The sequence below is a fragment of the Bacillus sp. Au-Bac7 genome, assembly GCF_021341655.1.
In the GTDB taxonomy this organism is placed as follows: domain Bacteria; phylum Bacillota; class Bacilli; order Bacillales; family Cytobacillaceae; genus Niallia.
In genome coordinates, this window is the sequence record NZ_JAJTTG010000003.1 from 337505 (window position 1) to 359648 (window position 22144).

Here is a 22144-nt window from a genome sequence, read left to right on the forward strand (position 1 = left end):
GTGGGCGGCTTTTAGAGCTTTACAGATGTTTAACTGCTGCAATTACAATGAGTAGCCAAGCAGCAATAAACGCCACTCCACCAATTGGAGTAATAGCTCCCAATATTCCTACTTGAGTAAGTGCTAATACGTAAAGGCTGCCTGCAAAGAAAATAATTCCTGCAACCATCAGCCATCCAGCCCAAGTCAAAAGAGTGTTTTCTGGAAATTTACTCATAAGAATACCAATAATAAGAAGGCCTGTACTATGGAACATTTGATATTGCACACCTGTTTTCCAAATTTCCAAGTATTTTTCAGGGATCCTCCCTTCAAGACCATGTGATCCGAAAGCACCAATAGCCACAGATAGCATGGCGCTGATTGCTCCAATGATAATAAACATTTTCATATTATTCTCCTCGTTTCCTTAGAAATCAAATAAAGAGTCGCCATTTCCTTCATCAGTATCCAATTTAGGTGTTTGCACTGGCTGCACTGGCTGCAGCTGCTGAACCGGAACAGGGGCAGGCTGAGCAATGCTTGGCTGGTATACAGGCTGGCTGTATGTTTCACTTGAACGATACGTGCTTTCTTGTTCCAAACACAGCTCACATAATGATTTTATCGCATAAACCCTTTCGCGAATAGTCGCCTCGCTGCCGCTTGCTTTTGCTTCCTTCAGCTGATCTTCTATCTTTGCCAATAATTTTTGGACAGAAATGTTCATAGTTTTAATCCTTCCTTCTTTTGCTGCCGCGTTTATTTGTGAGTGAAGCGGAGACAATCTTGTCCGGATGCCCTCTTCACTTCAATAGACGGAAGTGCTCTGCCTTTAAATTCAAAGGCTTTACACCCCTTTGGGAATCTAGAGTCCCAAGTAATATAAAAATGCTTGCACTTAAAACAATCTATCCTTTTTTGCTCTGTCATCTTTTTCTCCTCGTCAAAAAAGCGGACTAGCAATAGTCCACTTCTTATTTTATTATATTACTCCTTGCCAAAACAATCATCTGCACACCAATTTATTGGATTTGTGCCTAACTCTTCTAAAATGGCATTTATTTTGGAAAAAGGTTTGCTTCCGAAAAAACCTCTATATGCTGATAAAGGGCTAGGATGACTTGATGTAATAATTCGGTGCTTGTCTGTATCAATGAGCTTCATCTTTTCCTGTGCAGGCTTACCCCACAACACAAAAATAACTGGCTCCTGCCTTCTGTTCAGCTCTAAAATTACTTCATTCGTAAACAATTCCCATCCTTTTCCTTTATGGGAATTAGCCTGACCTTGTCTGACTGTCAAAACTGTATTCAACATAAGCACACCTTGTGTTGCCCAGCCTTTTAAATAACCATTATCAGGAATTTCACAGCCGACATCCTCTTTCAGCTCTTTAAAAATATTCTTTAAGGAAGGCGGAAGCTTTACACCAGGCTTAACAGAAAAGCTTAACCCATGCGCCTGCCCCGGTCCGTGATAAGGGTCCTGCCCTAAGAAGACTACCTTCACTTCCTTTAGTGGTGTGTATTTTAAACTATTGAATATATCTTCCTTTGCAGGATAAACCGTATACTGACTGTATTCCTCTTTCAGGAATTCTTCCAAGCTAGTAAAATACTCTTTCTGCCGTTCACGCTCTAAGAGCTGCTGCCAGTCATTATTAATTATATCCAACATAATAATCATCCTTTAACCTTCTGTATATTCTATCTTTACACTGTATCCAAGCTGTGAATAAAACTCTTTTATAGTCTTTTCGGCATTTGCTTCTGCCTTTTCCAATAAACCTTGTGACTCTGCTTCCTTCTTGATTTCCTCTTTAGCCTCATTGGCAAGCTGATAACCTTCTTCCCAATCTACATCTCCTCTAAATAAACCAGAAATAGAATATGTCTCTACTTGATCAAAGTCTATCGACGGCTCTTGCAAAATTTCTGCATGAGGAAGCTTGAGGCTAATCTCTTTTTTCTCTTCGTCAACTGCTATCCGGTCCGATTCTATTTCCTCCAGATTTACACCAGCAGTAACAGACCCAGGGACAACAAGAAGAATTTTTCGTTTTGTTCCAGGAATATCTGTACTGATTTCTTTTCCAAAGATTTCATTATCCTCTTTTTCCAGAATAACCTTCACAAATGCTTGCGAGGTAGCTAATGAGGATAAATCCTTCATCTGCTCAACAAAACTGCCTTCCTTTATGGCAGGTTCATCTGCCATTGCCATTTTCCAACATGCTATAATAATTGCTACCAAAACAAGTAAGAGGACAACCATAAAAAAAGCTCTTTTTATTCCCCGTTTTGTTCGATTGAAAATCCCTAGTTTTGGCAGGTAAGAACGCTGCTCTGCTTCCATTACTGCTGCCGCTTGCTCTCTTCGGCTCTGCTTCCAGTCTTTTCTCTTCATTCCTTCTCCCCTTTATTAATAGCTTATGTACTTTTTATTATATAGGGAAATTTGTCGAAAGTGGTGCATTTCACGTTTGTATCATTTTTCCAGTTTAGTAGAAACAAAATTTTATGTTTCACTATTAGTAAAATCGGATAAATAGTAGATAGAGAGAGCGACAGAAGCTCTATACAAATTCTAAGGAGGAATTAGATATGTATAAAGTAGAAGTAGTGGAAAATGGTGTACAAGCAACTAATGTGATTACACAATTAGAAAATCAAGGGTATACAAAGGAAAATATCTATATTTTCGCCCACGACAAAGATCGCTCAGAAGATTTGACTGCGGCCACTGAAACTGGTGATGTCAGCATGAAGGAACAAGGCTTAATGGACACAATTGGAAATGTCTTCAGAAAAAGAGGAGACGAGCTTCGTTCTAAAATGCAATCCGTAGGATTAACAGAAATGGAAGCGGAGAAATACGAAGAAGTGCTGGACACAGGAAAATTAGTAATCGTCGGACACCAGCAATAATTAATAAAGTCAGCCCAATGTTTAACGGGCTGACTTTTTTTATCCAAGCAGCTTGTCATATAGAGATTTAGCATACGTAACATCCTTTGTGTCATGCACAAGGGCTCTCCCATCTTCAAAGAGGACCAGCCTGTTTTGTTCCAGTTCAACAGAAAGCAAAAATGGATGGACCATTACTTTATAGCCGTTCTTCTTTAAACTGTCACCCAGCTTTATTAATGAGAGCTTCTTTGCATGGGAAGGCCTTATTTGGACCGTTTCTCTTCCGCACAGCACAGCTGTTTTTGTCTTGTTTTCCCCTTTTAAATATGGATAAGACCGCTCCGTTCCGCATGTTTGGCAGGCTGGGTTTTTGGCACGGCTTACCTTCATGCTGGAGTATGCATTCGACCATAAATCAAAGTGTAAAAAGCTTCCCCTTAAAGCCTGTCTGTCTTCAATAAGGATTTTCAGCGCCTCCGTAACTTGGTGCGTCACGACCATCTGGACAGCAGGTGCAATGATTCCGACTGTATCACAAGTCATGCCTTGTACAGGCAGCTTCTGAAGCAAGCAATTAAGACATGGAGTTTCCTCAGGAATTATAGTAAAACTCATTCCTGAACTCCCTACACATGCACCGTATATCCATGGAATATGATGATAAACGGCTAAATCATTTAAAAGCATTCTTGTTTCAAAATTATCTGTGGCATCGATTAGGACATCAGCATCTATCAAATATTGTTCTAGTAATTCTTTCGTTGCCTCTGCAACAACACCAGTGACAGCAGCAGAGGAATTGATCTCTTTCAGTCTTTTTTCAGCTGCAATTGCTTTCGGCACACGGCTAGTAGCATCCTCTTCTGTATACAGCTGCTGACGCTGGAGGTTTGAGAATTCCACATAATCCCGGTCGATGATTGTCACCTTGCCGACACCAGCTCTCACAAGCATTTCCGCAGAACTGGAACCAAGTGCGCCAGCTCCTACAATAAGCACCTGCTTTTTTTGAAGCTTCTCCTGACCGGCAGCTCCTATCTGGGGAAACAGCACCTGCCTCGAATAACGATTGTCCTTCATTTGCTTCATCCCCCGCTCACAGGTGGAATAAAGGCAATCACATCATTCTCTTCGATGATGTCATCATCGAAGGCAAACTCTTCGTTAATCGCCGTCATCACTGATTCCAACGGAAGATCACTATACTGCTGCGCTAGCTCTGCCTTTACTTCCTTCACCGTTTTACCTACCATATCGAGCTCTAGTTGGTCAGCGTTTACAATATCCTTTAATCCTGCAAAAAACAGCAGCTTATTCATATGTATCCACTCCTTCCGGCTTGCCGCTTGGATAGGCTTTTGTCTGCTTCTGGTTGCCTATCCATTCTTCCCCGTCTTCCCAATACTCCTTTTTCCAGATAGGCACTATTTCTTTAATTCTCTCAATTGCATAGCGGTTTGCCTCATAAGCATCATTTCTGTGAGGCGTCGATACTGCTATTACTACTGCAATATCTGTTATGTCAAGCTCACCGATTCGGTGAAATATCGCAACCTCTGCATTCTGCCATTTTGCTTTTATCTCAAGTCCTATCTGTTCCAGCTTTTTTCTGGCCATTGGTTCATATGCTTCATAGCAAAGCCTCATCGTCTTTTTGTTTCCTGTCATTTCTCTGACCGTTCCAATAAAGGTTGTAACAGCTCCTGCATTTCTGCTTATTACAAGATCAATTGCTTCCTGAACAACAATAGGTTCATGTACAATACGATAGTTCATAGCCTTCTCCCTTATACTGATTCTTTTAGTTTTAATTAAACCGAACTTTCCTGATTATTTCAATTATTAAACGAATCGAAAAAGCCTTTTTTAGGAATTCGCATACACTTATAATTTCAGTGGCATCTTAAAAGATAGACTTATTAATGCTAACTTAATGAAAAAAAAAACAATTAGTAGTATCATTAGCTTAAAATGAACTACAATAATTCCATCTATCTATTTGGATTAGAAACATCTTCGATGATTACATAGGGAGGCTTATACAATGAAAAAAGTATTAACTTTAGCTGGATCTGACTCAAGTGGAGGCGCAGGCATTCAAGCCGATTTAAAAACATTTCAGGAACTTGGTGTCTACGGAATGACTGCACTGACAACAATTGTTACAATGGATCCAAAAAACCACTGGCATCATAATGTTTTTCCGCAAGATATTGACACCGTTAAATCTCAATTAGAAACAATTCTCTCTGTCGGAATTGACGCTATGAAAACAGGAATGCTTGGTTCTGTTGAAATTATTGAAGAAGCTGCAAGGGTAATTGATGAAAATAAAATCAAGCATGTTGTTATCGATCCTGTTATGGTCTGCAAAGGGGAAGATGAAGTGCTTCATCCAGAAACAGCGGAGGCTCTTAGAGAATTGCTTGTTCCAAGAGCTACTGTTGTAACACCTAATCTGTTCGAAGCTTGGCAGCTGGCAAAAACCGATAAACCGATTAAAACAGTTGATGACATGAAGGAAGCTGCTGTAAAAATCCACGCATTAGGACCAAAATATGTGCTGATTAAAGGCGGCAGCAAATTGAATCATGACAAAGCAATAGATGTTCTTTATGACGGAAAAGACTTCACTGTACTAGAAAGTGATCTTGTGGACACAACTTATACTCATGGAGCAGGATGCACAAACTCTGCTGCTATCACAGCAGAACTTGCAAAGGGCAAATCAGTTGAAGAAGCTGTACAGGTAGCTAAGGATTTCATCACTGCTGCAATCAGCAACGGCTTCAAGCTGAATGAATATGTCGGCCCAACAATGCATGGTGCATACCGCAACCAAAGAAACGGCGCAGCTGTAAAGTAAAGCCGAAGGAGGGATAGCATGGATTTCATTCAAGCTGACAAGGTACAAGAGCAAATTAATGAGAAGGCTAAAAAGGAAGTTTATATTCATTTAGAAACAACAAACGGCGCCTACGCAAACCATAATGACGAATCCTTCTTTAATTCCGGCGCCTATATTCGCAACGCAAAGCTTGCTTATGAATATGGTAAAATCACAGGCAATGGACCATACCGAATTGGTCTTAAGACAGAAATTGGCTGGGTTTATGCAGAGGGAATCACTCATTATGAAGTAGATGATAAAGGACGTCTCCTTTTGGCAGGACTCGATTTTACAGGCAAGCTTGCTGTAGCATTGGAAATTAGTGAAACACCATTTGATTAATTTAGTTGAATTAGGCAGGAGGAAATAACATTGGAAAAAGAAAGACATGTTTTAGTCATCTTTCCCCATCCAGATGATGAAGCTTTTAGTGTTTCTGGAACAATAGCAAAGTATATTCATGACGGCACGCCTGTCACTTATGCATGCTTAACTCTGGGACAAATGGGCAGGAATCTTGGAAGTCCTCCATTTGCAACAAGAGAAACACTTCCGGATGTCAGGAGAGAAGAACTTCAAGAAGCAGCAAGAGTACTTGGCCTTGAAGATTTAAGAATGTTAGGCTACAGAGACAAAACGATAGAATTTTTGGATGACTCTGTTCTTGTCAATGAATTCACAGCATTGATTGAAGAGCTTAATCCATCGTTAATCATCTCGTTCTACCCTGGATATTCGGTTCATCCGGACCATGATGCCACGGCAGAAGGAGTTGTAAGAACATTAGAGAAAATAGAGCCATCAAAAAGGCCTAAGCTCCAATGTCTTGCTTTTTCCCGCAACTGCATAGAAGACTTAGGTGAACCAGATGTTCACGTTGACGTTCAAAATTTTGCAGAGAAGAAAATAGCAACGATCGCAGCACATCGTTCCCAAACACAGATGTATGCCTTGTCCTTGCAAGAGGGATTGAATAACCAAGATCCTGCTGTGCTGGAAAGACTGTACACAGAAAAATTATGGACATATAAATTCAAATAAAAAAAGGATGCGACCGCATCCTTTTTTTAATATTCTCTATTAAGCTCCAAGCTTGTTTCTTCTCGTTCAAGTAATTCCTTTGCCCGTTGGACATGATCGCCGTCTTCTGTCTTGATAATATTAACCAGCACTCTTTTCGTCAGCCTCATCATCAAGCCCTTCACATGGACCTTTCCTTCAAATTCTACTTGTGTGCCTTCTTGGATTTCTGCGAATCTGTAATCATAATCTACCAGCAATCCATTTGAATTGCTTCTCCGTTTAAATCCAACATTTTTTTCATAAGAAAGATACTCTATTTCAGCTGTTGCGTTTTTTCCACGCACTTTTCTTAGTTCTCTAAATTTAGTTCCAACCCCGATAGGGCCATCTGTCAGCTTCTCCGTTTCCTCAACATTACTCATGTACTCCGGTGCGTAGCTCATATTGGCAAAGTAGGCAAAAACAACATCTACTGGTTCTGTTATGATGACACTTGCACGAAAGTCTGCCATATTTCCACCTCATATTATATTCTATCTATTAATCTAGCTATTATTTGAAATACTTTTTATAAGTATAACCGATTTTCATAAAAGACTCTATTTTATTGCCAAGCTTATTTAAAAAAGCAGCAATAGTCACAAATTATAAAAATGAGTGATTACTCACTTTACATTATCTTTTATAGATTTTATTATTAAAGTGAGTAATCACTCATTAAAAGACAGGAGGAGTCATTTTGGCAGAAAAACCAGTTGTAGCTATTCATAAACTCTCCAAAGCTTTTGGCAAGCGTCCTGTATTAGAAAATATTAATCTAGAGGTGCAGCAAGGAGAAATATTAGGTCTGCTTGGACCTTCAGGTGCTGGGAAAACAACACTTGTAAAAGCAATGATTGGCCTTGAAACACCAAGCAGTGGAAGTGTAACAGCACTTGAGACAGCCATGCCTAACCTCAAAATCATGGAGAAAATTGGCTATATGACGCAAGCTGATGCCCTATATCATGATTTAACAGCACTTGAGAATCTCCAGTTTTTTGCGAGGCTTTATGGGTTGAAAAAGGCTCAAAGAAAGGAGCGGATTGAAGAGGCTGCTCATCTTGTTAACTTAACAGAACATCTCCATAAAACAGTTTCTCAGTATTCAGGCGGTATGAAACGGAGATTGTCTATTTGCATCGCTCTGTTAAATAAACCACAACTTCTTATTTTAGACGAACCAACCGTTGGCATAGATCCTGTTCTCCGTAAAAGCATTTGGGAAACATTCCGCAGTCTTAAAGCCTCAGGCACTTCTATCATTGTGACAACACATGTGATGGATGAAGCCGAAAAATGTGACAGACTGGGTATGATTCGCAACGGCAGAATCATCGCATTAGGATCTCCAGATGAACTGATGGCCCGCTGTAATGCCCGAACAATGGAGGAAGCTTTCTTATATTTTGGAGGGGTTAACGATGAGAATTAGAGCATTAGTCATCCGTATCTTACAGCAATTTTATCGGGATAAAAGAACAGTCGCTATGATGATAGTTGCACCAATTTTTATTTTAACAATGGTTCATCTTGTTTTTAACGGTGATGGCTATGAACCTACAATTGGGCTCATTAATCCTCCGAGCAACATAGAAAATGCCTTTACCAATGATTCCACAACCCTTTATAAAACAGAAAAATCTGCGCTCACTGACCTGGCTGCAGGCAAGATAGACGGTTATCTTCTTATTGGCAAGGACCTTAGCATTATGGTCGAAGGCAGTGATCCAAGTATAAGTAAATCTGTACTTGAAGCGGTTCAGTCAGCCCTTCCTGCTGGGACAGATGTTCCTAATATGAGGATAGATACTTTGTATGGTGAAGAAGAAATGAGCCAATTTGACTCCTTTGGTCCCATTCTACTTGGTTTTTTTGCCTTCTTTTTTGTCTTTCTTGTCGCAGGCGTTTCCTTTTTGAGAGAAAGGACATCCGGTACATTAGAAAGACTTTTCTCTAGCCCAATTAGAAGATGGGAACTAGTTCTCTCTTACGTAATTGGCTTTGGATTATTCACCATGCTTCAATCTGCGATTATTGTTTTATTTGCAGTATATATTCTAGGGATGATAAATGAAGGCTCTGTATTTCTTGTTTTGCTGATTACACTTATCCTGTCCTTAACAGCACTGACACTTGGCATTTTATTGTCTACCTTTGCTAAAAATGAGCTGCAAATGATTCAGTTTATTCCAATTATTGTGGTACCACAAGTGTTTTTTTCAGGATTGTTTCCTTTAGAGACTATCTCTCGAACCATCAGCTGGATTTCTGTTGTTACGCCATTGTACTATGCTGGCAATGCCATGAAGGATGTTATGATTAGAGGAAAGGATTTAACAGAAATCGGTGGCCCGATTCTCGTTTTGCTCGCCTTTTCCACCCTTTTTGTACTAATCAATATAGCAGCATTAAAGCGGCATCGAAGTATATAACATACTAGGCAAAGTTATTTCTAAATAGGTTTTCTGCATTTTTCATTGTACAATAGGAGAAAGATCCTGCAATTAAAGGAGCGTCTCATGAGTAATCAAGAATCCATATTAGACTTCATTCTTAAAGATGAAGATAATGTGACAGAAAAGCAAAAACAAATAATCGCAGCAGCAATTGAAGCCTTTTCCGAAAAAGGGTTTGCAGCAACTTCCACGAGCGAAATTGCCAAAAAAGCTGGCGTCGCCGAAGGAACAATCTTCCGTCATTACAAAACAAAAAAAGACTTACTGCTAAAGCTTCTTTCTCCTATGCTTTCAAAGCTGATTGCACCAGTTGTGCTAAAGGATTTTAATAAAGTATTGGATGCAGAACATCACAGCTTTGAGGATTTTCTTCGAGCGGTCGTCAAAAACCGGATGGAATTTCTGCAAAAGAATGAAGCACTTTTTAAAATTCTCATACAAGAAATTCCCTTTCATCAAGATTTAAGAGAAATTTTCATTGAACAAATTGCCTCAAAGGTGTTCAAGCGGTTGCAGGAAATCATGGATTTCTATCAGAAGAAGGGCGAAGTAAAAGAAATGCCCAGCCTTTCTGCTGTACGTCTAACAGTCACTTCTATCATTGGATATTTCATTGCCCGGCACCTCATCATCCCTGATTTTAATTGGGATGATGAAGCTGAAATCGAAAGAACGCTTGAATTCATATTAGCCGGCCTTGCCCCTTAAAAGGTACATTCACAAAAAAATCCCCTGTAGCCACTTGGCCAACAGGGGATTTTCATATATGTAAGTTTTCATCATGCCTCTAGAGCAAGCTTAATCGCTTTGCCAACACCGCTTTCTTCGTTTGTTGCTGTCACAAAGTGGCACTGTCTTTTAATTTCATCATCAGCATTTCCCATTGCCACTGCTCGTCCAACCTTCAGCATCATGGACAAATCATTATAGTTGTCGCCGATTGCCATTGTGTCCTGTAGCGAAATTCCTCTTGACTGTACAAACTCCTCTAAAGCAATGCCCTTTTGAGCTTCCACTGCTGTTATTTCCATATTTTCCTTGCCTGATGCACTGACTGCAAGCTTTGAAATTTGCTTTAATTCTTCTCTTACCTTATTTAATGTGACTGGTTCAAAGTGGAATGCCAGCAGCTTGTAAATAATCTGGTCTTCATCCTCAAACAGTACAGCATAACTGTCCAGCTGATTAACCTCCTGCAAACGCTCCTCTGCAGCCTGCTTAATTTCTTCCATGTCTTTTATATGCCCATTTACAGTAAAAATGTCCATAATCAACGATCTGGCCATTGTCTTATCCAAAGTGTATGTTCCTCTATTTGTGTAAACTTCATAATAAACTTGATTGCTATGCAGAATTTCCGCAACTTCCTTTGCAAGTTCCTTGCTTAGTGGATTTGTATGGATAATTTCATGTGCGCTTGTGCGGATTTCCGCTCCATTTGCACAAATCATCGGTGTGATAATACCTGCATCCTTCAGCAAATCGCCTGCTTCTTCATAAGCACGACCTGTTGCAATCACGACCTCCACTCCGCTCTCCTGTGCGAGTTTAATCGCCTCACGGTTTTCCGTTGTTATTTGCTGAGTTGATGTCAGCAGCGTGCCATCCATGTCTATCGCAATACATTTTACCATTCTTTGAACACCCTTTTTATTTATTTGCGGAAGGAGTAACACTAGTAAAGTTTAGCGCTTCCAACCTTCCTAAAAAAAATTTAATCTTGTAGCCAATATCTTTATGATACCATGTATCCACCAATTTTAATAACACCCCGCTTTGTAGTGCTTCCACTCTTCTTCAACAGGGTATTTTTGTCATATTTGTGAACTAATATTGTGAACATTTTTCAAACACTTTGTGATTTATAACGCAGAATTATCCTTTTTCATTATGATATAGCTATCATTTGGAAAAGGAGACGATAGAGGCACAAACAACTGTACAGCAGCTTTTTTAAAGAGTAAAGAGACTAAAAAACACATTCAGGTTGCTGCTCTAACATGCTACTGATTCCAAATGTTTTTTTCTTTTTCACTGGTTAGTCAACGATATTTATCGCAATTTTAATTATCATGTTCACAAATTCACATTTTTAAGAACAAGGAGGAAAAACACATGGATATGGTGTTTTTATCACGTTTGCAATTTGCTTCCACCACCATCTTTCATTTCTTCTTCGTGCCAATTTCCATCGGCTTAGTATTCATGATTGCTATTATGGAAACGATGTACGTTAAAAGCGGAAATGAAGAGTATAAAAGAATGGCAAAATTTTGGGGAAAGTTATTTCTTATTAATTTTGTCATCGGAATCGTTACAGGGATACTTCAAGAATTCCAGTTTGGTATGAACTGGTCGAACTACTCCCGCTTTGTAGGAGATGTTTTCGGTGCTCCCCTTGCGATTGAGGCATTGCTTGCCTTCTTTTTAGAATCCACCTTCATCGGGCTCTGGATTTTCGGCTGGGATCGGTTATCCAAGAAGGTTCACCTTGCCTGCATTTGGCTGACATCTTTCGGTACGATTATGTCTGCCTTCTTTATTCTTGTGGCAAACAGCTTTATGCAGCATCCTGTCGGTTATGAAATCAACAATGGCAGAGCAGAAATGAATGACTTTTTGGCACTTCTTACAAACGGGCAGGCACTTGTTGAAATTCCCCATACTGTTCTCGGGGCTTTGGCAACAGGAGCTTTCCTTGTTACAGGGATAAGCGCAATTAAACTATTAAAAAAACAAGATGTTTCTTTCTTCAAAAAATCGTTCCAAATTGGGATTGCAGTTGCGTTAATTTCGACATTTTTGACAATGGTCGCAGGTCACGCACAAGCTCAATATTTGGTGAAAACACAGCCAATGAAAATGGCAGCGAGTGAAGGTCTTTGGGAACATAGCGATGATCCGGCATCATGGACTGTTTCTGCTTTTATTAATGTCGACAAAAAGGAAAACACAGGTGAAATTAAAATACCTTATCTGCTCAGCATTCTTTCCTACAATACTTTGGACGGCAGCGTAAAAGGGATGAATGAGCTTCAAGAAGAGTATACGCAAAAATACGGGGAAGGAGATTATATTCCTCCTGTTAAAACAACGTTTTGGAGCTTCCGCATCATGGTTGCTGCTGGAGTTGCCATGTTTGTGTTAGGCATTTACGGTGTTTACTTGGCCTGGAAAAAGAAACTTGTTTCTAAACCAAATAAGTGGTTCTACCGTTTTATGGTGGCAGGTATATCCTTGCCATTTATAGCCAATACTTCAGGATGGATTATGACAGAAATAGGAAGGCAGCCATGGACAGTTTTCGGTCTTATGCAAACAGCAGACAGTATAAGTCCAAGTGTCAGTGCAGGCCAAGTCTTATTTTCCATCATCACGTTCTGCACCGTCTATGCAATACTGGCTGTAATCATGATTTTCCTTTATGTGAAGGTAATCAAAAAAGGCCCGTACAAAATGGACGCAAAAGAGCAAAAAATCAACAATGACCCATTTGCAAAGGAGGGTTTCCATGTTTGATCTAGGTGTACTTTGGTTTATCTTAGTTGCTGTCTTATTCATCGGGTTCTTCTTTCTAGAAGGATTTGATTTCGGTGTCGGCATGTCCACACAGTTAATTGCCAGAAATGATATGGAAAGACGAATTCTCATTAACACAATCGGCCCATTCTGGGACGCAAATGAGGTTTGGCTGATAACAGCAGGAGGAGCGCTATTCGCTGCCTTCCCTCATTGGTATGCAACATTGTTCAGCGGATTTTATACACCGCTTGTCGTCGTGCTGCTTGCTTTAATTATTCGTGCAACAGGTTTTGAGTTCCGAGCAAAAGGAAATCACCCATTGTGGAAAAAGACATGGGACATCTGCATATTTTTAGGCAGTCTCCTTCCCCCACTCTTGTTTGGGGTTGTGTTTGCCTGCTTTATACAAGGACTTCCAATTGACAAAAATATGGAGCTTAATGCCGGCTTTTTCGATATTGTTAATGTTTACACACTAACAGGCGGCATTACTGTCCTTATGCTTTGTCTAGTTCACGGGCTTATGTTTACAACAATCCGGACTGTCGGCGATTTGCAGGACCGCGCCCGCAGCCTTGGCCAAAAACTACTGCCGCCATTAGGTATTTTATTAACAGCATTTACTGTAATGACATATATCAAAACGGATATCTTCGAAAGACAAGGCACCATCCTTTCCTTCCTGTTCGGAATCGGTGTTATTGCATTTGTTCTGAGCGGATATTTCATTTCTAGGAAAAAGGACGGCTGGGCATTTGGAATGACAGGTGCTGTCATTGCCCTCTCCTTTATATCCATTTTTATCGGCTTATTCCCAAGACTGATGATCAGCTCGATCAACAGCACATTTAGCTTAACGGTTTCCAATGCAGCCTCCGGCCATTATTCCTTAAAGGTAATGACCATTGTCGCACTTACCTTGCTGCCTTTTGTATTAGGGTATCAAATTTGGAGCTATATTGTATTCCGTAAACGCGTTACAGAAAAGTCCCATCTGGAGTACTGATGGATAAAAACTTAATGAAGTCAAAAGGAATCAAGCCGATTCTTGCATTGCTAGCTGTTTCAACAATCTTTCAAGGTGCCGCCATTATTCTGCAAGCCAAGTGGCTTGCAGAGGCGATCACCTCTTTATTTAATGGGGAAAAAATTCAAGAACAATATGAGACGATCATATTGTTCTTGTTGGCATTTCTGGTTCGCCATCTTCTCCAGCTCTTCCAGCAGAGCATCTCCTCTCGCTTTGCTGAAAAAACGAGCAGGGAACTGCGCTCCCGTCTTATCAATAAATTGTTTCAGCTTGGACCGAAATATACGAAAAAACAAGGGAGCGGAAATATATCAACACTTGTACTTGAGGGAATATCCCAATACAAAGGTTATGTAGAGCTGATTTTGCCAAGGATGATCAGCACTGCCGTGATTCCGCCAATGATATTACTCTTTGTTTATTGGAAGGATTGGATTGCAGGCATCATTCTGACCATTACCATGCCAATTTTAATAGGTTTTCTTATCCTTGTTGGGCTAGCGGCAAAGGGGCAAATGAACAGACAGCTCGCAACATATCGAATTCTTTCCAATCACTTTCTCGATTCTTTGAGAGGATTGGAAACACTTAAGTTTCTGGGAAAAAGCAAAAAACACAGTGACAATATTGTTAAAGTCAGCGAACAATATCGGACTGCCACGATGAAAACACTGCGTGTCGCTTTCCTATCTTCTTTTGCACTGGACTTTTTCACTTCGTTATCTGTTGCTTCTGTTGCCGTTAATTTAGGTGTCCGCCTTATCAATGAGAACTTGATGCTGCTGCCGGCACTGATGATTTTAATTTTAGCACCTGAATACTTTCTGCCAGTCAGAATGGTTGGAGCTGACTATCATGCTACATTAAATGGCAAAGAAGCAGGTGCATCCATCTTGGGAATTCTCGATGAGAAAAGTGATGATATTTCGAGTAGGCAAGATGCAGATATACAGGGCATTTCTTCCATTTCATTTGAGCATGTTGGCTACCAGCATGCTCAAAGTGAACAGTTTACACTTAAAGATATTTCCTTCCATATTAATGGCAGTAGAAAGGTTGGAATTGTCGGTGAAAGTGGCGCAGGGAAATCAACACTTATCGACTTGCTCAGCGGTTTCTCTGCAAATACAGAGGGAACCATTTTGCTAAACAATAAAGCTATCCCTAGCCTCATGCAAGAAAAATGGCGACAACAAACGGTTTATATCCCACAGTCGCCGTATATTTTCAGCATGACATTGCGAGATAATATTAAGTTTTACTGTCCAGAAGCGAAAGATGAGGACGTGGAAAATGCCTTACGAGCAACTGGATTGGAAGCATTGTACCGCTCCCTTCCAAATGGACTCGATGAAATGCTTGGTGATGGCGGCAGGACACTCAGCGGCGGACAAGAACAGCGGATTGCATTAGCTAGGGCCTTCCTAACCGATCGGAAAGTCATGCTGCTAGACGAACCTACGTCCCACTTAGATATTGAAACAGAGTACGAATTAAAGGAGACAATGCTTCCATTATTTGAAGATAAGCTTGTCTTTTTAGCAACACACCGCCTTCATTGGATGAAGGACATGGATCAGATTTTCGTAATGGAAGACGGTAAAATAGTTGAAAACGGCACACATGAAGAGCTTGTAACAGCAAAAGGAAGCTATTACAAGCTGCTGACACAGTAAGGAGCTGCTAATCATGAAAGAAGACAAATGGATATTTCCGTTTATGAGAGAAAACGCTGGACGAATCCTAATCATTCTCTTATTGGCCATCTTGGCACTCGGTACAGGAGCAATGCTCACCTTTACGTCCGGCTTCTTGATCAGCAGATCTGCTATGCCGATTGAAAACATCCTGATGGTTTATATTCCCATCGTCGGTGTGAGGGCATTCGGAATCAGCCGAGCTGTGTTCAGCTACCTGGAAAGACTGGCAGGTCATGATGCGGTGCTGCGTATATTATCGAAAATGCGCATTAAGCTTTACCGTATTTTAGAGCCACAGGCACTTTTCATTAAAAGCCGCTTCAAGATGGGCGATATGCTCGGTGTGCTGGCTGAAGATATTGAACAGCTGCAATATATTTACTTGAGGACGATTTTCCCTACAATTGCCGCCTTTGTACTTTATATCATCGTCATCTGCTCTATCGGAATTCTTGATATTCCGTTTGCGATCTTAATGGCCATATATTTAGCATTGCTGCTTATTGTGTTTCCGATTTGCTCTCTCTTTTTAATGAGAAAAAAACAAACAGACTATAAACAGCGGAGGAACGGGCTATATCAAAGATTGACTGACAGTGTTTTAGGCATCACAGATTGGGTTATCAGCGGGCGCTCTGGCAGCTTTATTTCCTCTTATGAAGAAGATGAAGTCTCTGCTGCTCAGGTAAACAGCAGGCTAACAAGCTTTTCAAGATGGCGTAATTTTGCACAGCAGGCAGTTTCTGCATTAGTTATCACTTCTTTGCTTGTTTGGTCTGCTGAACAGTATGCACAAGGGCATATACCAGCTACATTGATTGCCGCAATAGTTTTAGTAGCATTACCTATACTGGACGCACTTCTCGTCGTTTCCGAGGCATTCGAAAGAATTCCAGGCTATCAGGATTCCTTGAACAGACTAAAAAAAATAGAAAACGGTGCTGAACAAAAAATTAGCGCACAGGAAACTGCTGCAAAAGAAGATTCTGTTCACATTAAGCTCGAGCAAGTTTCCTATTCCTACACAAAAGCTGATATTCCTTCCGTTCAAAATGTTTCTGTGGATATCCCACAAGGAAAAAGAATTGCAGTTATCGGCAGAAGCGGTGCTGGAAAATCAACATTATTAAAGCTAATCCAAGGAGCGATTCCTGCTCAAGTTGGAAGAGTATCCTATAATGGAAAGACTGCTTGCGTTCAGATGGACTCTTCAGCAATCATTTCTGTACTAAATCAAAATCCTCATCTTTTTGATACAACGCTAAGAAACAATGTGCTGTTAGGATCAGAAAATGCTGGTGACAAGGAATTAAATGAGGCAATTAACCTTGCCAAGCTCAGTGATTTAGTCCAAAAACTGCCAGAAGGACTGGATACATTTATGCAGGAAACAGGGCAGCGCTTTTCTGGAGGCGAAAGACAGCGTGTCGCATTAGCAAGAATTCTCTTAAAAGACACACCAGTAGTCATTTTAGATGAGCCAAATGCAAGCCTAGATCCTCGTACAGAAAAGGAGCTTCTGCAGACCATCTTTACCGCTCTAGAGGGAAAATCAGTCATCTGGATTACTCATCATTTAGTCGGCGTAGAGCATATGGATGAGATTCTCTTTATGGAAGCAGGCCAGATAGTAATGAGGGGCACCCATACGGAACTTCTGAAAGAGAAACGCTACAGACAGCTATATGAACTGGATCATCCAGATTTTCTCTTGAAAAAGATGAGGCATGATTAACTGCCTCATCTTTTTGTTTATTATTTATGTCGTTACGACTTGCCCGCCGTTTATATGAATAACTTCCCCTGTCGTGTAGCTTGAATCATCAGACGCCAGGTATACATAAGCAGGCGCAAGCTCAAACGGCTGGCCGGCCCGTTTCATTGGTGTATCAGTTCCGAAAGTCATAACATTCTTTTCAGAAAAGCTTGCCGGAATCAATGGTGTCCAAATTGGACCAGGCGCAACAGCATTCACCCTGATTTTCTTTTTAGCCAACGACTTAGATAACGACCTTGTCAATGTAAGAATTGCACCCTTTGTAGCTGAGTAATCAATTAAATCCTTATTTCCCTCATATGCAGTGACAGAAGTTGTATTAATGATGGAACTTCCCGCCTTTAAATGAGGAAGCACAGCCTTTATTAAGTAAAAGAATGAAAATATATTCGTCTCAAAGGTATTCAGCAATTGTTCCTTTGTAATGTTAAGAATGCTCTTTTGTACAAATTGTACGGCATGGTTATTGACTAATATATCAATTTTTCCAAAACGCTGGATTGCCCTTTGTGCAACAACCGCTGCGTTTTCTTCGACTCTGAGGTCTGCTGCAATAAATAAACTTTCTCCGCCCAGCTGTTTAATTCGCTGCTCTGTCTCTTGGGCATCTCTGTGTTCATTTAAGTAAACGATAACGACCTTTGCCCCTTCCTTTACAAAGGCATATGCTGCTGCCCTGCCAATACCGCTGTCGCCGCCTGTAATAATTGCCACTTTCCCCTTGAGCTTGCCGCTGCCTTGATAGTTGGGATTTTCTGAAATAGGCAGTGGGTTCATCTCATATTCAAAGCCTGGCATTCTGTTCTGATGCTGCGGGGGAAAGGCAATGGGGATCGTTTTCACTTCTTGCTTTTGATCATAATATGGATATTCGGGATACATTATATTCGCACTCCTTTGGGCCTTTGTCTTTACATATGGTATGCCCAGTAAGAAGAAGTGGTGCATTATGACAGAATATCAGCGAGCACTGCGTCTGTCGCAGACATTAAATCCTTAACTTCCAGTTCAATCTGCAGACCTATTTTTCCTCCGCTGACAACAATGGACGGCAGCCCATCTGCACCTTTATCAAGCACTGTTGTATATTTTTTCTTCATGCCCACAGGTGAGCAACCGCCTCTAATATAACCTGTAAGCTTTTGAATATCTTTTACTGCTGCCATTTCAACCTTTTTAGCATGAACTGCTTTTGCTGCTTTTTTTAAATCTAGCTCCTCGGCAACTGGAATAACAAAAACATAAACCTCCTTCCCCCCATCTTGGACAACAAGTGTTTTATACACAATCTTATTATCAACACCAATCTTGTCCGCTACAGAAACACCGTCAATTTTTCCATCTTTATTTTCATACGAGTGAATTTTATAACTGACGTTTAATCCATCCAGAATTCGCATTGCATTTGTTTTTCCTTTGGCCATTTAATCACTTCCCACTCTCTACTCTCTTTTTTTCATTATAGCTCATCCCTTTCTCTAAATCCCGCCCATTACCAGAACCTATTTTTAAGATGTGCCATATAGTATTGGAAAGCTTCCTTATTTCAGCAGGAAGCAAAATGCTTTCGGACTATTGGAGGAATAATGATGAAACCATCCTATCAAGATGCACTAGCTTACTACGGGGTAAACGGTGCCCATCCTGGCGGACTTTCCTTGACCAAATACTTGCTGCAGCAAGAAAGAATAACATCAACAACACAACTTTTAGACGCAGGCTGCGGCACAGGACAAACCTCCGCCTTTATAAAAAAAGATTATCCATGCTCTGTCACAAGCATCGATCTTCATCCAACAATGATAAAAAGAGCAGCAATCCGTTTCCAAAGGGAGAACTTACCTATCAGACTGCTTGAAGGCAGCGTTGAAAAGCTTCCTTTTCCTGATGGAAGCTTCGATATTATTCTTGTAGAATCTGTCCTTATCTTTACAGATATCCACAGATCTTTGAGTGAGCTAAAGCGAGTGCTGAAGCCAAATGGTGTCGTCCTTGCATTGGAAATGACATCTGAAAGGGATTTGACACCAGCAGAACAAGGCAATATGCGGGCTGTGTATGGTATTGACAGGGTATATACAGAAGGAGAATGGGTGCGCAGCTTAGTGAACGCAGGATTTACAAATGTAGACATAAAGCTGTCTCATACTGTTTTCTCCCATATGTATGCCAATATGGAAGCCGAAGAAGAGGAAATGGATTTTACTGTTTCAAGAAATATGGAAATGGAAAATAAGCTATCAGAGCATGCGCAAATCTTATACACATATGGAAATTTCATTGGTTATCGTGTTTACAGGGCCTCTTTGTAAACGAAGGAAACCTCCTGAAAAATCAGGAGGTTATTTTTCATTTAATAAAGATTTGTGTATCCAAATAGCAGCCTGAGAGCCATCCCCCATCGCAATCGTCACTTGTTCGGAATGAGCAACAACATCTCCAGCAGCCCAAACATTCTCGACATTTGTCATCTTTGTTCTGCCATCAACCGTTATATGGTTGTTATCCATGACTTGAACGCCAAGCTGTCTGGCCAGTTCTGACTTAACAATATTGCCGCCAAATGCAATAAAGCTGTGTTCTCCTTCAAGAAATTCTCCATCTTCTAATGTATAACCTTTCAAGTTGGATCCTTCTGCTTCTACCTTTTTAATCTGCTTATTTATGACAGGAATATGATGCTCGTCCAGCTTCTTCTGCACTTCCTCATCAATTGCTTCACCGCCGTGATTAATGTAAACTAGCTCCTGCGTCCAATAAGTCAATGTTAATGCCATATTAGCACCGACTTTGCCATTGCCGATAACAATCGTCTTCTTGTTCTTAACCTCATATCCGTCACAATCTGGACAAAGATAAACACTGATACCTAAACAAGGATATAGCTCAGGAAATGGCGGAATATTATCAATGATACCAGTTGCGAGCAATAGTCTTTTCGCCTCAAACTCCCCTGCTTCTGTATAAATATGAAAAGAGTCACTTTGCTTCTCTACTTTAGTAGCGGCAGCAGCAAGAAACTCGACACCAAGGCTTTCTGCATGCTGCTTTCCCTTCTGACGCAGCTCGACACCGCTGATACCGTCCGGATAGCCAAGGATATTATGATAACTCCTGCAAAGAGTAGACCTGCCCTTTTCTGAATCAATCACCAATACATTATGTTTATACCTGCCAAGCTGAATAGCCGCCTGCAAGCCAGCGATACCTCCGCCAATAATTGCACAATCCAATGTTTTCTTCATTATGAACTCCTCTTATTAAAGTTTATCGGTTTTATTAGATTTCCTGAATCGAATGATGTTTATACAAGGCGAAATGGTGAACATCTTTTTTACTGTTTTTCCCAAAATAGACATGAAAACTTTTCAAGTTGGCTATAATAAGTCATAATAGATTCAGCAACCCCAAATTAAGGAAGTGGTTTTGTTTGCAGCTGGTAAAAAGGGAGCTTGCGCGCTTATTAGACGATCACAGCAGATGCCCTGATTTTCTTATAAAAAGGGAAATCGAAATAGACATACAATTATTAAAGGAAGCTATTTCCATCTTCGAAGAACAGCAGAACAGCTTCCACCAGAAAGAAACCTGAATATATGAATATCTTGCAAAGGCAAATTTTACGAAAGTAAAAGACGCAAAGCCACGGACCTAAGATAGACAACCTATTATGGCCGCCGGGCTGCCAGGATCCTTTATAGTTCCATTAATACCCCAATAGAAAAAAGCATAACTTCTAATGAAATTATGCTTAAAAGTATCTCTTATAAACTTTAGTCCTTCATTACTCATATCCATTTACTCTAATATTATATCTTTGCGATTCTCTGTTGAGATAACAATATATCTCATCCAGGGTCACCCTCTTTTGATAGTAGAATGTATCCGTTCTTTCAAGAGCGTTTGCAAATACAAACTTTGCATCTCCTGTACCAAAGCAGACTTCAATTAAAATTAAGCCAGAAAAATATTGAGATCTTCTTCAGAGTTTCCAGCACTTACTCCTTCTAACTGCAGTATTCTGCTTATATTTTGTTCAATAGATATAGCAAAAAAACTTTTTAAAGGTAATAAATAGTGCTCTTTAATAATCAATTGGTATACTGGAACTCACTGTGTTTCCTTTACTGCCAACATATGTTATAGACGATTGCGCTTCGTCTAGCTGTTTTAGCTTAACAGCATTATTTTCACGTATAAGCATATCGCTAGGTATTCCAGCCAAAGACATCGCAATCCATAATTTATTTTCATTAACAGTTGGCCTGCCGATATTAAATTGTGGATGCTCTTTCATAAACGGACTGATATACCTCGCAAAATAGTAGTCCAACAATCTATTAAGTAAGAAGTATTTTTGCCGCATCTTTTTCTGATTTGAATTGTTTTTTCTGTTTTAGATAAGGCTCATTCTGCCTCTCTACAATAACTAAATCAAACTCCCATATTTCCCTTTTCTTTTCTAACACATAGTAATTCTTATATGGAGGAACAATTTCCTTTATATAGTTTCCCTTAACCTCTGTTATTTTCCTATACCTGACTAATAATCATTAATATCGCTCACCTCGTTTGTTATTCCTCAAGTTCTAAAAGGCAACATATAAATAAAAAGCATTATTTTAAAGGAAACACCTTTTAAAATAATGCTTTAGCATTGTTACTTTTTAAAGTAAATTCTCTTAAGATTTTCTATATCTTTAGCAGCAGTAGTACCTTCCTTTCGAGCTAAAGGAAGGCTATTTTTATTAACTTGCTTTAAATAGAAACTATAATTGTACATGACAACAAAAGCTGGCGATTTTTAACTATC

Annotated in this window: 26 protein-coding genes and 1 riboswitch; of the genes, 13 read left to right on the forward strand and 13 right to left on the reverse strand. The window is 40.0% G+C overall.

The window, feature by feature from the left end; translation table 11 throughout:
• Nucleotides 1-19: 19 nt before the first annotated feature.
• The 4 genes from LXM54_RS14750 to LXM54_RS14765 all read right to left on the reverse strand — a co-directional run bounded on the left by LXM54_RS14750 (nt 20) and on the right by LXM54_RS14765 (nt 2388).
• On the reverse strand, nt 20-391 hold the full coding sequence (locus tag LXM54_RS14750) for a DUF423 domain-containing protein (protein WP_233315962.1): 372 nt from the start codon (nt 389-391) through the stop codon (nt 20-22).
• 18 nt (nt 392-409) lie between these two features.
• Nucleotides 410-709 carry a YwdI family protein gene (locus LXM54_RS14755; RefSeq protein ID WP_233315963.1) on the reverse strand — a complete coding sequence of 100 codons (300 nt, stop codon included), beginning with the start codon at nt 707-709 and terminating at the stop codon, nt 410-412.
• A 260-nt stretch (nt 710-969) separates the two neighbouring features.
• Nucleotides 970-1659, reverse strand: coding sequence for a uracil-DNA glycosylase (locus LXM54_RS14760; protein WP_233316154.1), 690 nt, complete (start codon nt 1657-1659; stop codon nt 970-972).
• 12 nt (nt 1660-1671) lie between these two features.
• Complete coding sequence (locus LXM54_RS14765) at nt 1672-2388, reverse strand: DUF4230 domain-containing protein (protein WP_233315964.1); 717 nt, start codon at nt 2386-2388, stop codon at nt 1672-1674.
• Nucleotides 2389-2585: 197 nt separating this feature from the next.
• Between LXM54_RS14765 and LXM54_RS14770 the strand changes: the two genes are divergently transcribed.
• Nucleotides 2586-2909, forward strand: a complete 324-nt coding sequence (locus LXM54_RS14770; protein ID WP_233315965.1) for a general stress protein — start codon at nt 2586-2588, stop codon at nt 2907-2909.
• Nucleotides 2910-2948: 39 nt separating this feature from the next.
• On the opposite strand, the gene LXM54_RS14775 is transcribed toward LXM54_RS14770, so the two are convergent.
• Genes LXM54_RS14775 through LXM54_RS14785 form a run of 3 tightly spaced genes read right to left on the reverse strand, consistent with a single transcriptional unit; the run spans nt 2949 to nt 4667 of the window.
• Complete coding sequence (locus tag LXM54_RS14775; protein WP_233315966.1) at nt 2949-3971, reverse strand: ThiF family adenylyltransferase; 1023 nt, start codon at nt 3969-3971, stop codon at nt 2949-2951.
• Nucleotides 3972-3976: 5 nt separating this feature from the next.
• Nucleotides 3977-4210 carry a molybdopterin converting factor subunit 1 gene (gene moaD, locus LXM54_RS14780; RefSeq protein ID WP_233315967.1) on the reverse strand — a complete coding sequence of 78 codons (234 nt, stop codon included), beginning with the start codon at nt 4208-4210 and terminating at the stop codon, nt 3977-3979.
• Nucleotides 4203-4667 carry a molybdenum cofactor biosynthesis protein MoaE gene (locus tag LXM54_RS14785; protein ID WP_233315968.1) on the reverse strand — a complete coding sequence of 155 codons (465 nt, stop codon included), beginning with the start codon at nt 4665-4667 and terminating at the stop codon, nt 4203-4205. Before LXM54_RS14785 ends, moaD begins: the two co-directional genes overlap by 8 nt.
• Before the next feature lie 268 nt (nt 4668-4935).
• Here LXM54_RS14785 and pdxK point away from each other — a divergent pair, with 268 nt between their 5' ends.
• Genes pdxK through bshB2 form a run of 3 tightly spaced genes read left to right on the forward strand, consistent with a single transcriptional unit; the run spans nt 4936 to nt 6822 of the window.
• On the forward strand, nt 4936-5757 hold the full coding sequence (gene pdxK / locus LXM54_RS14790; protein WP_233315969.1) for a pyridoxine/pyridoxal/pyridoxamine kinase: 822 nt from the start codon (nt 4936-4938) through the stop codon (nt 5755-5757).
• 18 nt (nt 5758-5775) lie between these two features.
• The gene (locus LXM54_RS14795; RefSeq protein WP_233315970.1) at nt 5776-6123 is read left to right on the forward strand and encodes a YojF family protein; all 348 of its coding nucleotides are present in this window, start codon (nt 5776-5778) and stop codon (nt 6121-6123) included.
• Nucleotides 6124-6153: 30 nt separating this feature from the next.
• Entirely contained in the window at nt 6154-6822 is a 669-nt protein-coding gene (gene bshB2, locus LXM54_RS14800) for a bacillithiol biosynthesis deacetylase BshB2 (RefSeq protein WP_233315971.1), read from the forward strand.
• 26 nt (nt 6823-6848) lie between these two features.
• Here bshB2 and LXM54_RS14805 read toward each other — a convergent pair whose 3' ends face one another.
• Nucleotides 6849-7316: an SRPBCC family protein gene (locus LXM54_RS14805; RefSeq protein ID WP_233315972.1), complete on the reverse strand. Its 468-nt coding sequence runs from the start codon at nt 7314-7316 to the stop codon at nt 6849-6851.
• Between the two features lie 227 nt (nt 7317-7543).
• Here LXM54_RS14805 and LXM54_RS14810 point away from each other — a divergent pair, with 227 nt between their 5' ends.
• The 3 genes from LXM54_RS14810 to LXM54_RS14820 all read left to right on the forward strand — a co-directional run bounded on the left by LXM54_RS14810 (nt 7544) and on the right by LXM54_RS14820 (nt 10010).
• Nucleotides 7544-8278 (forward strand): ABC transporter ATP-binding protein, encoded by a 735-nt coding sequence (locus LXM54_RS14810; protein WP_233315973.1) that lies wholly within the window; start codon nt 7544-7546, stop codon nt 8276-8278.
• Nucleotides 8268-9278: an ABC transporter permease gene (locus tag LXM54_RS14815; RefSeq protein WP_233315974.1), complete on the forward strand. Its 1011-nt coding sequence runs from the start codon at nt 8268-8270 to the stop codon at nt 9276-9278. Before LXM54_RS14810 ends, LXM54_RS14815 begins: the two co-directional genes overlap by 11 nt.
• An 87-nt stretch (nt 9279-9365) precedes the next feature.
• Nucleotides 9366-10010, forward strand: a complete 645-nt coding sequence (locus tag LXM54_RS14820) for a TetR/AcrR family transcriptional regulator (protein WP_233315975.1) — start codon at nt 9366-9368, stop codon at nt 10008-10010.
• Between the two features lie 71 nt (nt 10011-10081).
• Here the strand turns inward: LXM54_RS14820 and LXM54_RS14825 are convergent, their stop codons facing one another.
• Entirely contained in the window at nt 10082-10936 is an 855-nt protein-coding gene (locus LXM54_RS14825) for a Cof-type HAD-IIB family hydrolase (protein WP_233315976.1), read from the reverse strand.
• A gap of 481 nt (nt 10937-11417) precedes the next feature.
• Between LXM54_RS14825 and LXM54_RS14830 the strand changes: the two genes are divergently transcribed.
• From LXM54_RS14830 to cydC, 4 genes are read left to right on the forward strand one after another with little or no spacing between them, the layout of a single operon-like run.
• A complete protein-coding gene (locus LXM54_RS14830; RefSeq protein WP_233315977.1) occupies nt 11418-12821 on the forward strand; it encodes a cytochrome ubiquinol oxidase subunit I in 1404 nt (467 codons plus the stop codon).
• Nucleotides 12814-13830 (forward strand): cytochrome d ubiquinol oxidase subunit II, encoded by a 1017-nt coding sequence (cydB, locus tag LXM54_RS14835; RefSeq protein WP_233315978.1) that lies wholly within the window; start codon nt 12814-12816, stop codon nt 13828-13830. The genes LXM54_RS14830 and cydB overlap by 8 nt, the downstream gene beginning before the upstream one ends.
• Complete coding sequence (gene cydD / locus LXM54_RS14840; protein ID WP_233315979.1) at nt 13830-15530, forward strand: thiol reductant ABC exporter subunit CydD; 1701 nt, start codon at nt 13830-13832, stop codon at nt 15528-15530. Before cydB ends, cydD begins: the two co-directional genes overlap by 1 nt.
• A 13-nt stretch (nt 15531-15543) precedes the next feature.
• The gene (gene cydC, locus LXM54_RS14845) at nt 15544-17289 is read left to right on the forward strand and encodes a thiol reductant ABC exporter subunit CydC (protein WP_233315980.1); all 1746 of its coding nucleotides are present in this window, start codon (nt 15544-15546) and stop codon (nt 17287-17289) included.
• Nucleotides 17290-17313: 24 nt separating this feature from the next.
• Here the strand turns inward: cydC and LXM54_RS14850 are convergent, their stop codons facing one another.
• Entirely contained in the window at nt 17314-18213 is a 900-nt protein-coding gene (locus LXM54_RS14850) for an SDR family oxidoreductase (RefSeq protein ID WP_233315981.1), read from the reverse strand.
• 65 nt (nt 18214-18278) lie between these two features.
• Nucleotides 18279-18755 (reverse strand): Cys-tRNA(Pro) deacylase, encoded by a 477-nt coding sequence (gene ybaK, locus LXM54_RS14855; RefSeq protein ID WP_233315982.1) that lies wholly within the window; start codon nt 18753-18755, stop codon nt 18279-18281.
• Nucleotides 18756-18917: 162 nt separating this feature from the next.
• Between ybaK and LXM54_RS14860 the strand changes: the two genes are divergently transcribed.
• On the forward strand, nt 18918-19643 hold the full coding sequence (locus LXM54_RS14860) for a class I SAM-dependent methyltransferase (protein WP_233315983.1): 726 nt from the start codon (nt 18918-18920) through the stop codon (nt 19641-19643).
• 30 nt (nt 19644-19673) lie between these two features.
• Here LXM54_RS14860 and LXM54_RS14865 read toward each other — a convergent pair whose 3' ends face one another.
• Nucleotides 19674-20576 carry an NAD(P)/FAD-dependent oxidoreductase gene (locus tag LXM54_RS14865; protein WP_233315984.1) on the reverse strand — a complete coding sequence of 301 codons (903 nt, stop codon included), beginning with the start codon at nt 20574-20576 and terminating at the stop codon, nt 19674-19676.
• A gap of 185 nt (nt 20577-20761) precedes the next feature.
• Between LXM54_RS14865 and LXM54_RS14870 the strand changes: the two genes are divergently transcribed.
• Nucleotides 20762-20923, forward strand: a complete 162-nt coding sequence (locus LXM54_RS14870; protein ID WP_233315985.1) for a hypothetical protein — start codon at nt 20762-20764, stop codon at nt 20921-20923.
• 10 nt (nt 20924-20933) lie between these two features.
• Nucleotides 20934-21021: riboswitch (cyclic di-GMP riboswitch) on the forward strand.
• A 394-nt stretch (nt 21022-21415) separates the two neighbouring features.
• On the opposite strand, the gene LXM54_RS14875 is transcribed toward LXM54_RS14870, so the two are convergent.
• Nucleotides 21416-21628, reverse strand: coding sequence for a hypothetical protein (locus LXM54_RS14875; RefSeq protein WP_233315986.1), 213 nt, complete (start codon nt 21626-21628; stop codon nt 21416-21418).
• Nucleotides 21629-22144 lie beyond the last annotated feature (516 nt).

Coding starts and splice junctions, on each gene's coding strand:
- ybaK (WP_233315982.1), bottom strand. CDS start 18,755: ATGGCCAAAGGAAAAACAAATGCAATGCGAATTCTGGATGGATTAAAC.
- LXM54_RS14785 (WP_233315968.1), bottom strand. CDS start 4,667: ATGAACTATCGTATTGTACATGAACCTATTGTTGTTCAGGAAGCAATT.
- LXM54_RS14775 (WP_233315966.1), bottom strand. CDS start 3,971: ATGAAGGACAATCGTTATTCGAGGCAGGTGCTGTTTCCCCAGATAGGA.
- cydB (WP_233315978.1), top strand. CDS start 12,814: ATGTTTGATCTAGGTGTACTTTGGTTTATCTTAGTTGCTGTCTTATTC.
- moaD (WP_233315967.1), bottom strand. CDS start 4,210: ATGAATAAGCTGCTGTTTTTTGCAGGATTAAAGGATATTGTAAACGCT.
- cydD (WP_233315979.1), top strand. CDS start 13,830: ATGGATAAAAACTTAATGAAGTCAAAAGGAATCAAGCCGATTCTTGCA.
- pdxK (WP_233315969.1), top strand. CDS start 4,936: ATGAAAAAAGTATTAACTTTAGCTGGATCTGACTCAAGTGGAGGCGCA.
- LXM54_RS14850 (WP_233315981.1), bottom strand. CDS start 18,213: ATGTATCCCGAATATCCATATTATGATCAAAAGCAAGAAGTGAAAACG.
- LXM54_RS14765 (WP_233315964.1), bottom strand. CDS start 2,388: ATGAAGAGAAAAGACTGGAAGCAGAGCCGAAGAGAGCAAGCGGCAGCA.
- LXM54_RS14820 (WP_233315975.1), top strand. CDS start 9,366: ATGAGTAATCAAGAATCCATATTAGACTTCATTCTTAAAGATGAAGAT.
- LXM54_RS14825 (WP_233315976.1), bottom strand. CDS start 10,936: ATGGTAAAATGTATTGCGATAGACATGGATGGCACGCTGCTGACATCA.
- LXM54_RS14815 (WP_233315974.1), top strand. CDS start 8,268: ATGAGAATTAGAGCATTAGTCATCCGTATCTTACAGCAATTTTATCGG.
- LXM54_RS14865 (WP_233315984.1), bottom strand. CDS start 20,576: ATGAAGAAAACATTGGATTGTGCAATTATTGGCGGAGGTATCGCTGGC.
- LXM54_RS14795 (WP_233315970.1), top strand. CDS start 5,776: ATGGATTTCATTCAAGCTGACAAGGTACAAGAGCAAATTAATGAGAAG.
- LXM54_RS14770 (WP_233315965.1), top strand. CDS start 2,586: ATGTATAAAGTAGAAGTAGTGGAAAATGGTGTACAAGCAACTAATGTG.
- cydC (WP_233315980.1), top strand. CDS start 15,544: ATGAAAGAAGACAAATGGATATTTCCGTTTATGAGAGAAAACGCTGGA.
- LXM54_RS14755 (WP_233315963.1), bottom strand. CDS start 709: ATGAACATTTCTGTCCAAAAATTATTGGCAAAGATAGAAGATCAGCTG.
- LXM54_RS14860 (WP_233315983.1), top strand. CDS start 18,918: ATGATGAAACCATCCTATCAAGATGCACTAGCTTACTACGGGGTAAAC.
- LXM54_RS14830 (WP_233315977.1), top strand. CDS start 11,418: ATGGATATGGTGTTTTTATCACGTTTGCAATTTGCTTCCACCACCATC.
- LXM54_RS14760 (WP_233316154.1), bottom strand. CDS start 1,659: ATGTTGGATATAATTAATAATGACTGGCAGCAGCTCTTAGAGCGTGAA.
- LXM54_RS14805 (WP_233315972.1), bottom strand. CDS start 7,316: ATGGCAGACTTTCGTGCAAGTGTCATCATAACAGAACCAGTAGATGTT.
- LXM54_RS14750 (WP_233315962.1), bottom strand. CDS start 391: ATGAAAATGTTTATTATCATTGGAGCAATCAGCGCCATGCTATCTGTG.
- LXM54_RS14875 (WP_233315986.1), bottom strand. CDS start 21,628: ATGAAAGAGCATCCACAATTTAATATCGGCAGGCCAACTGTTAATGAA.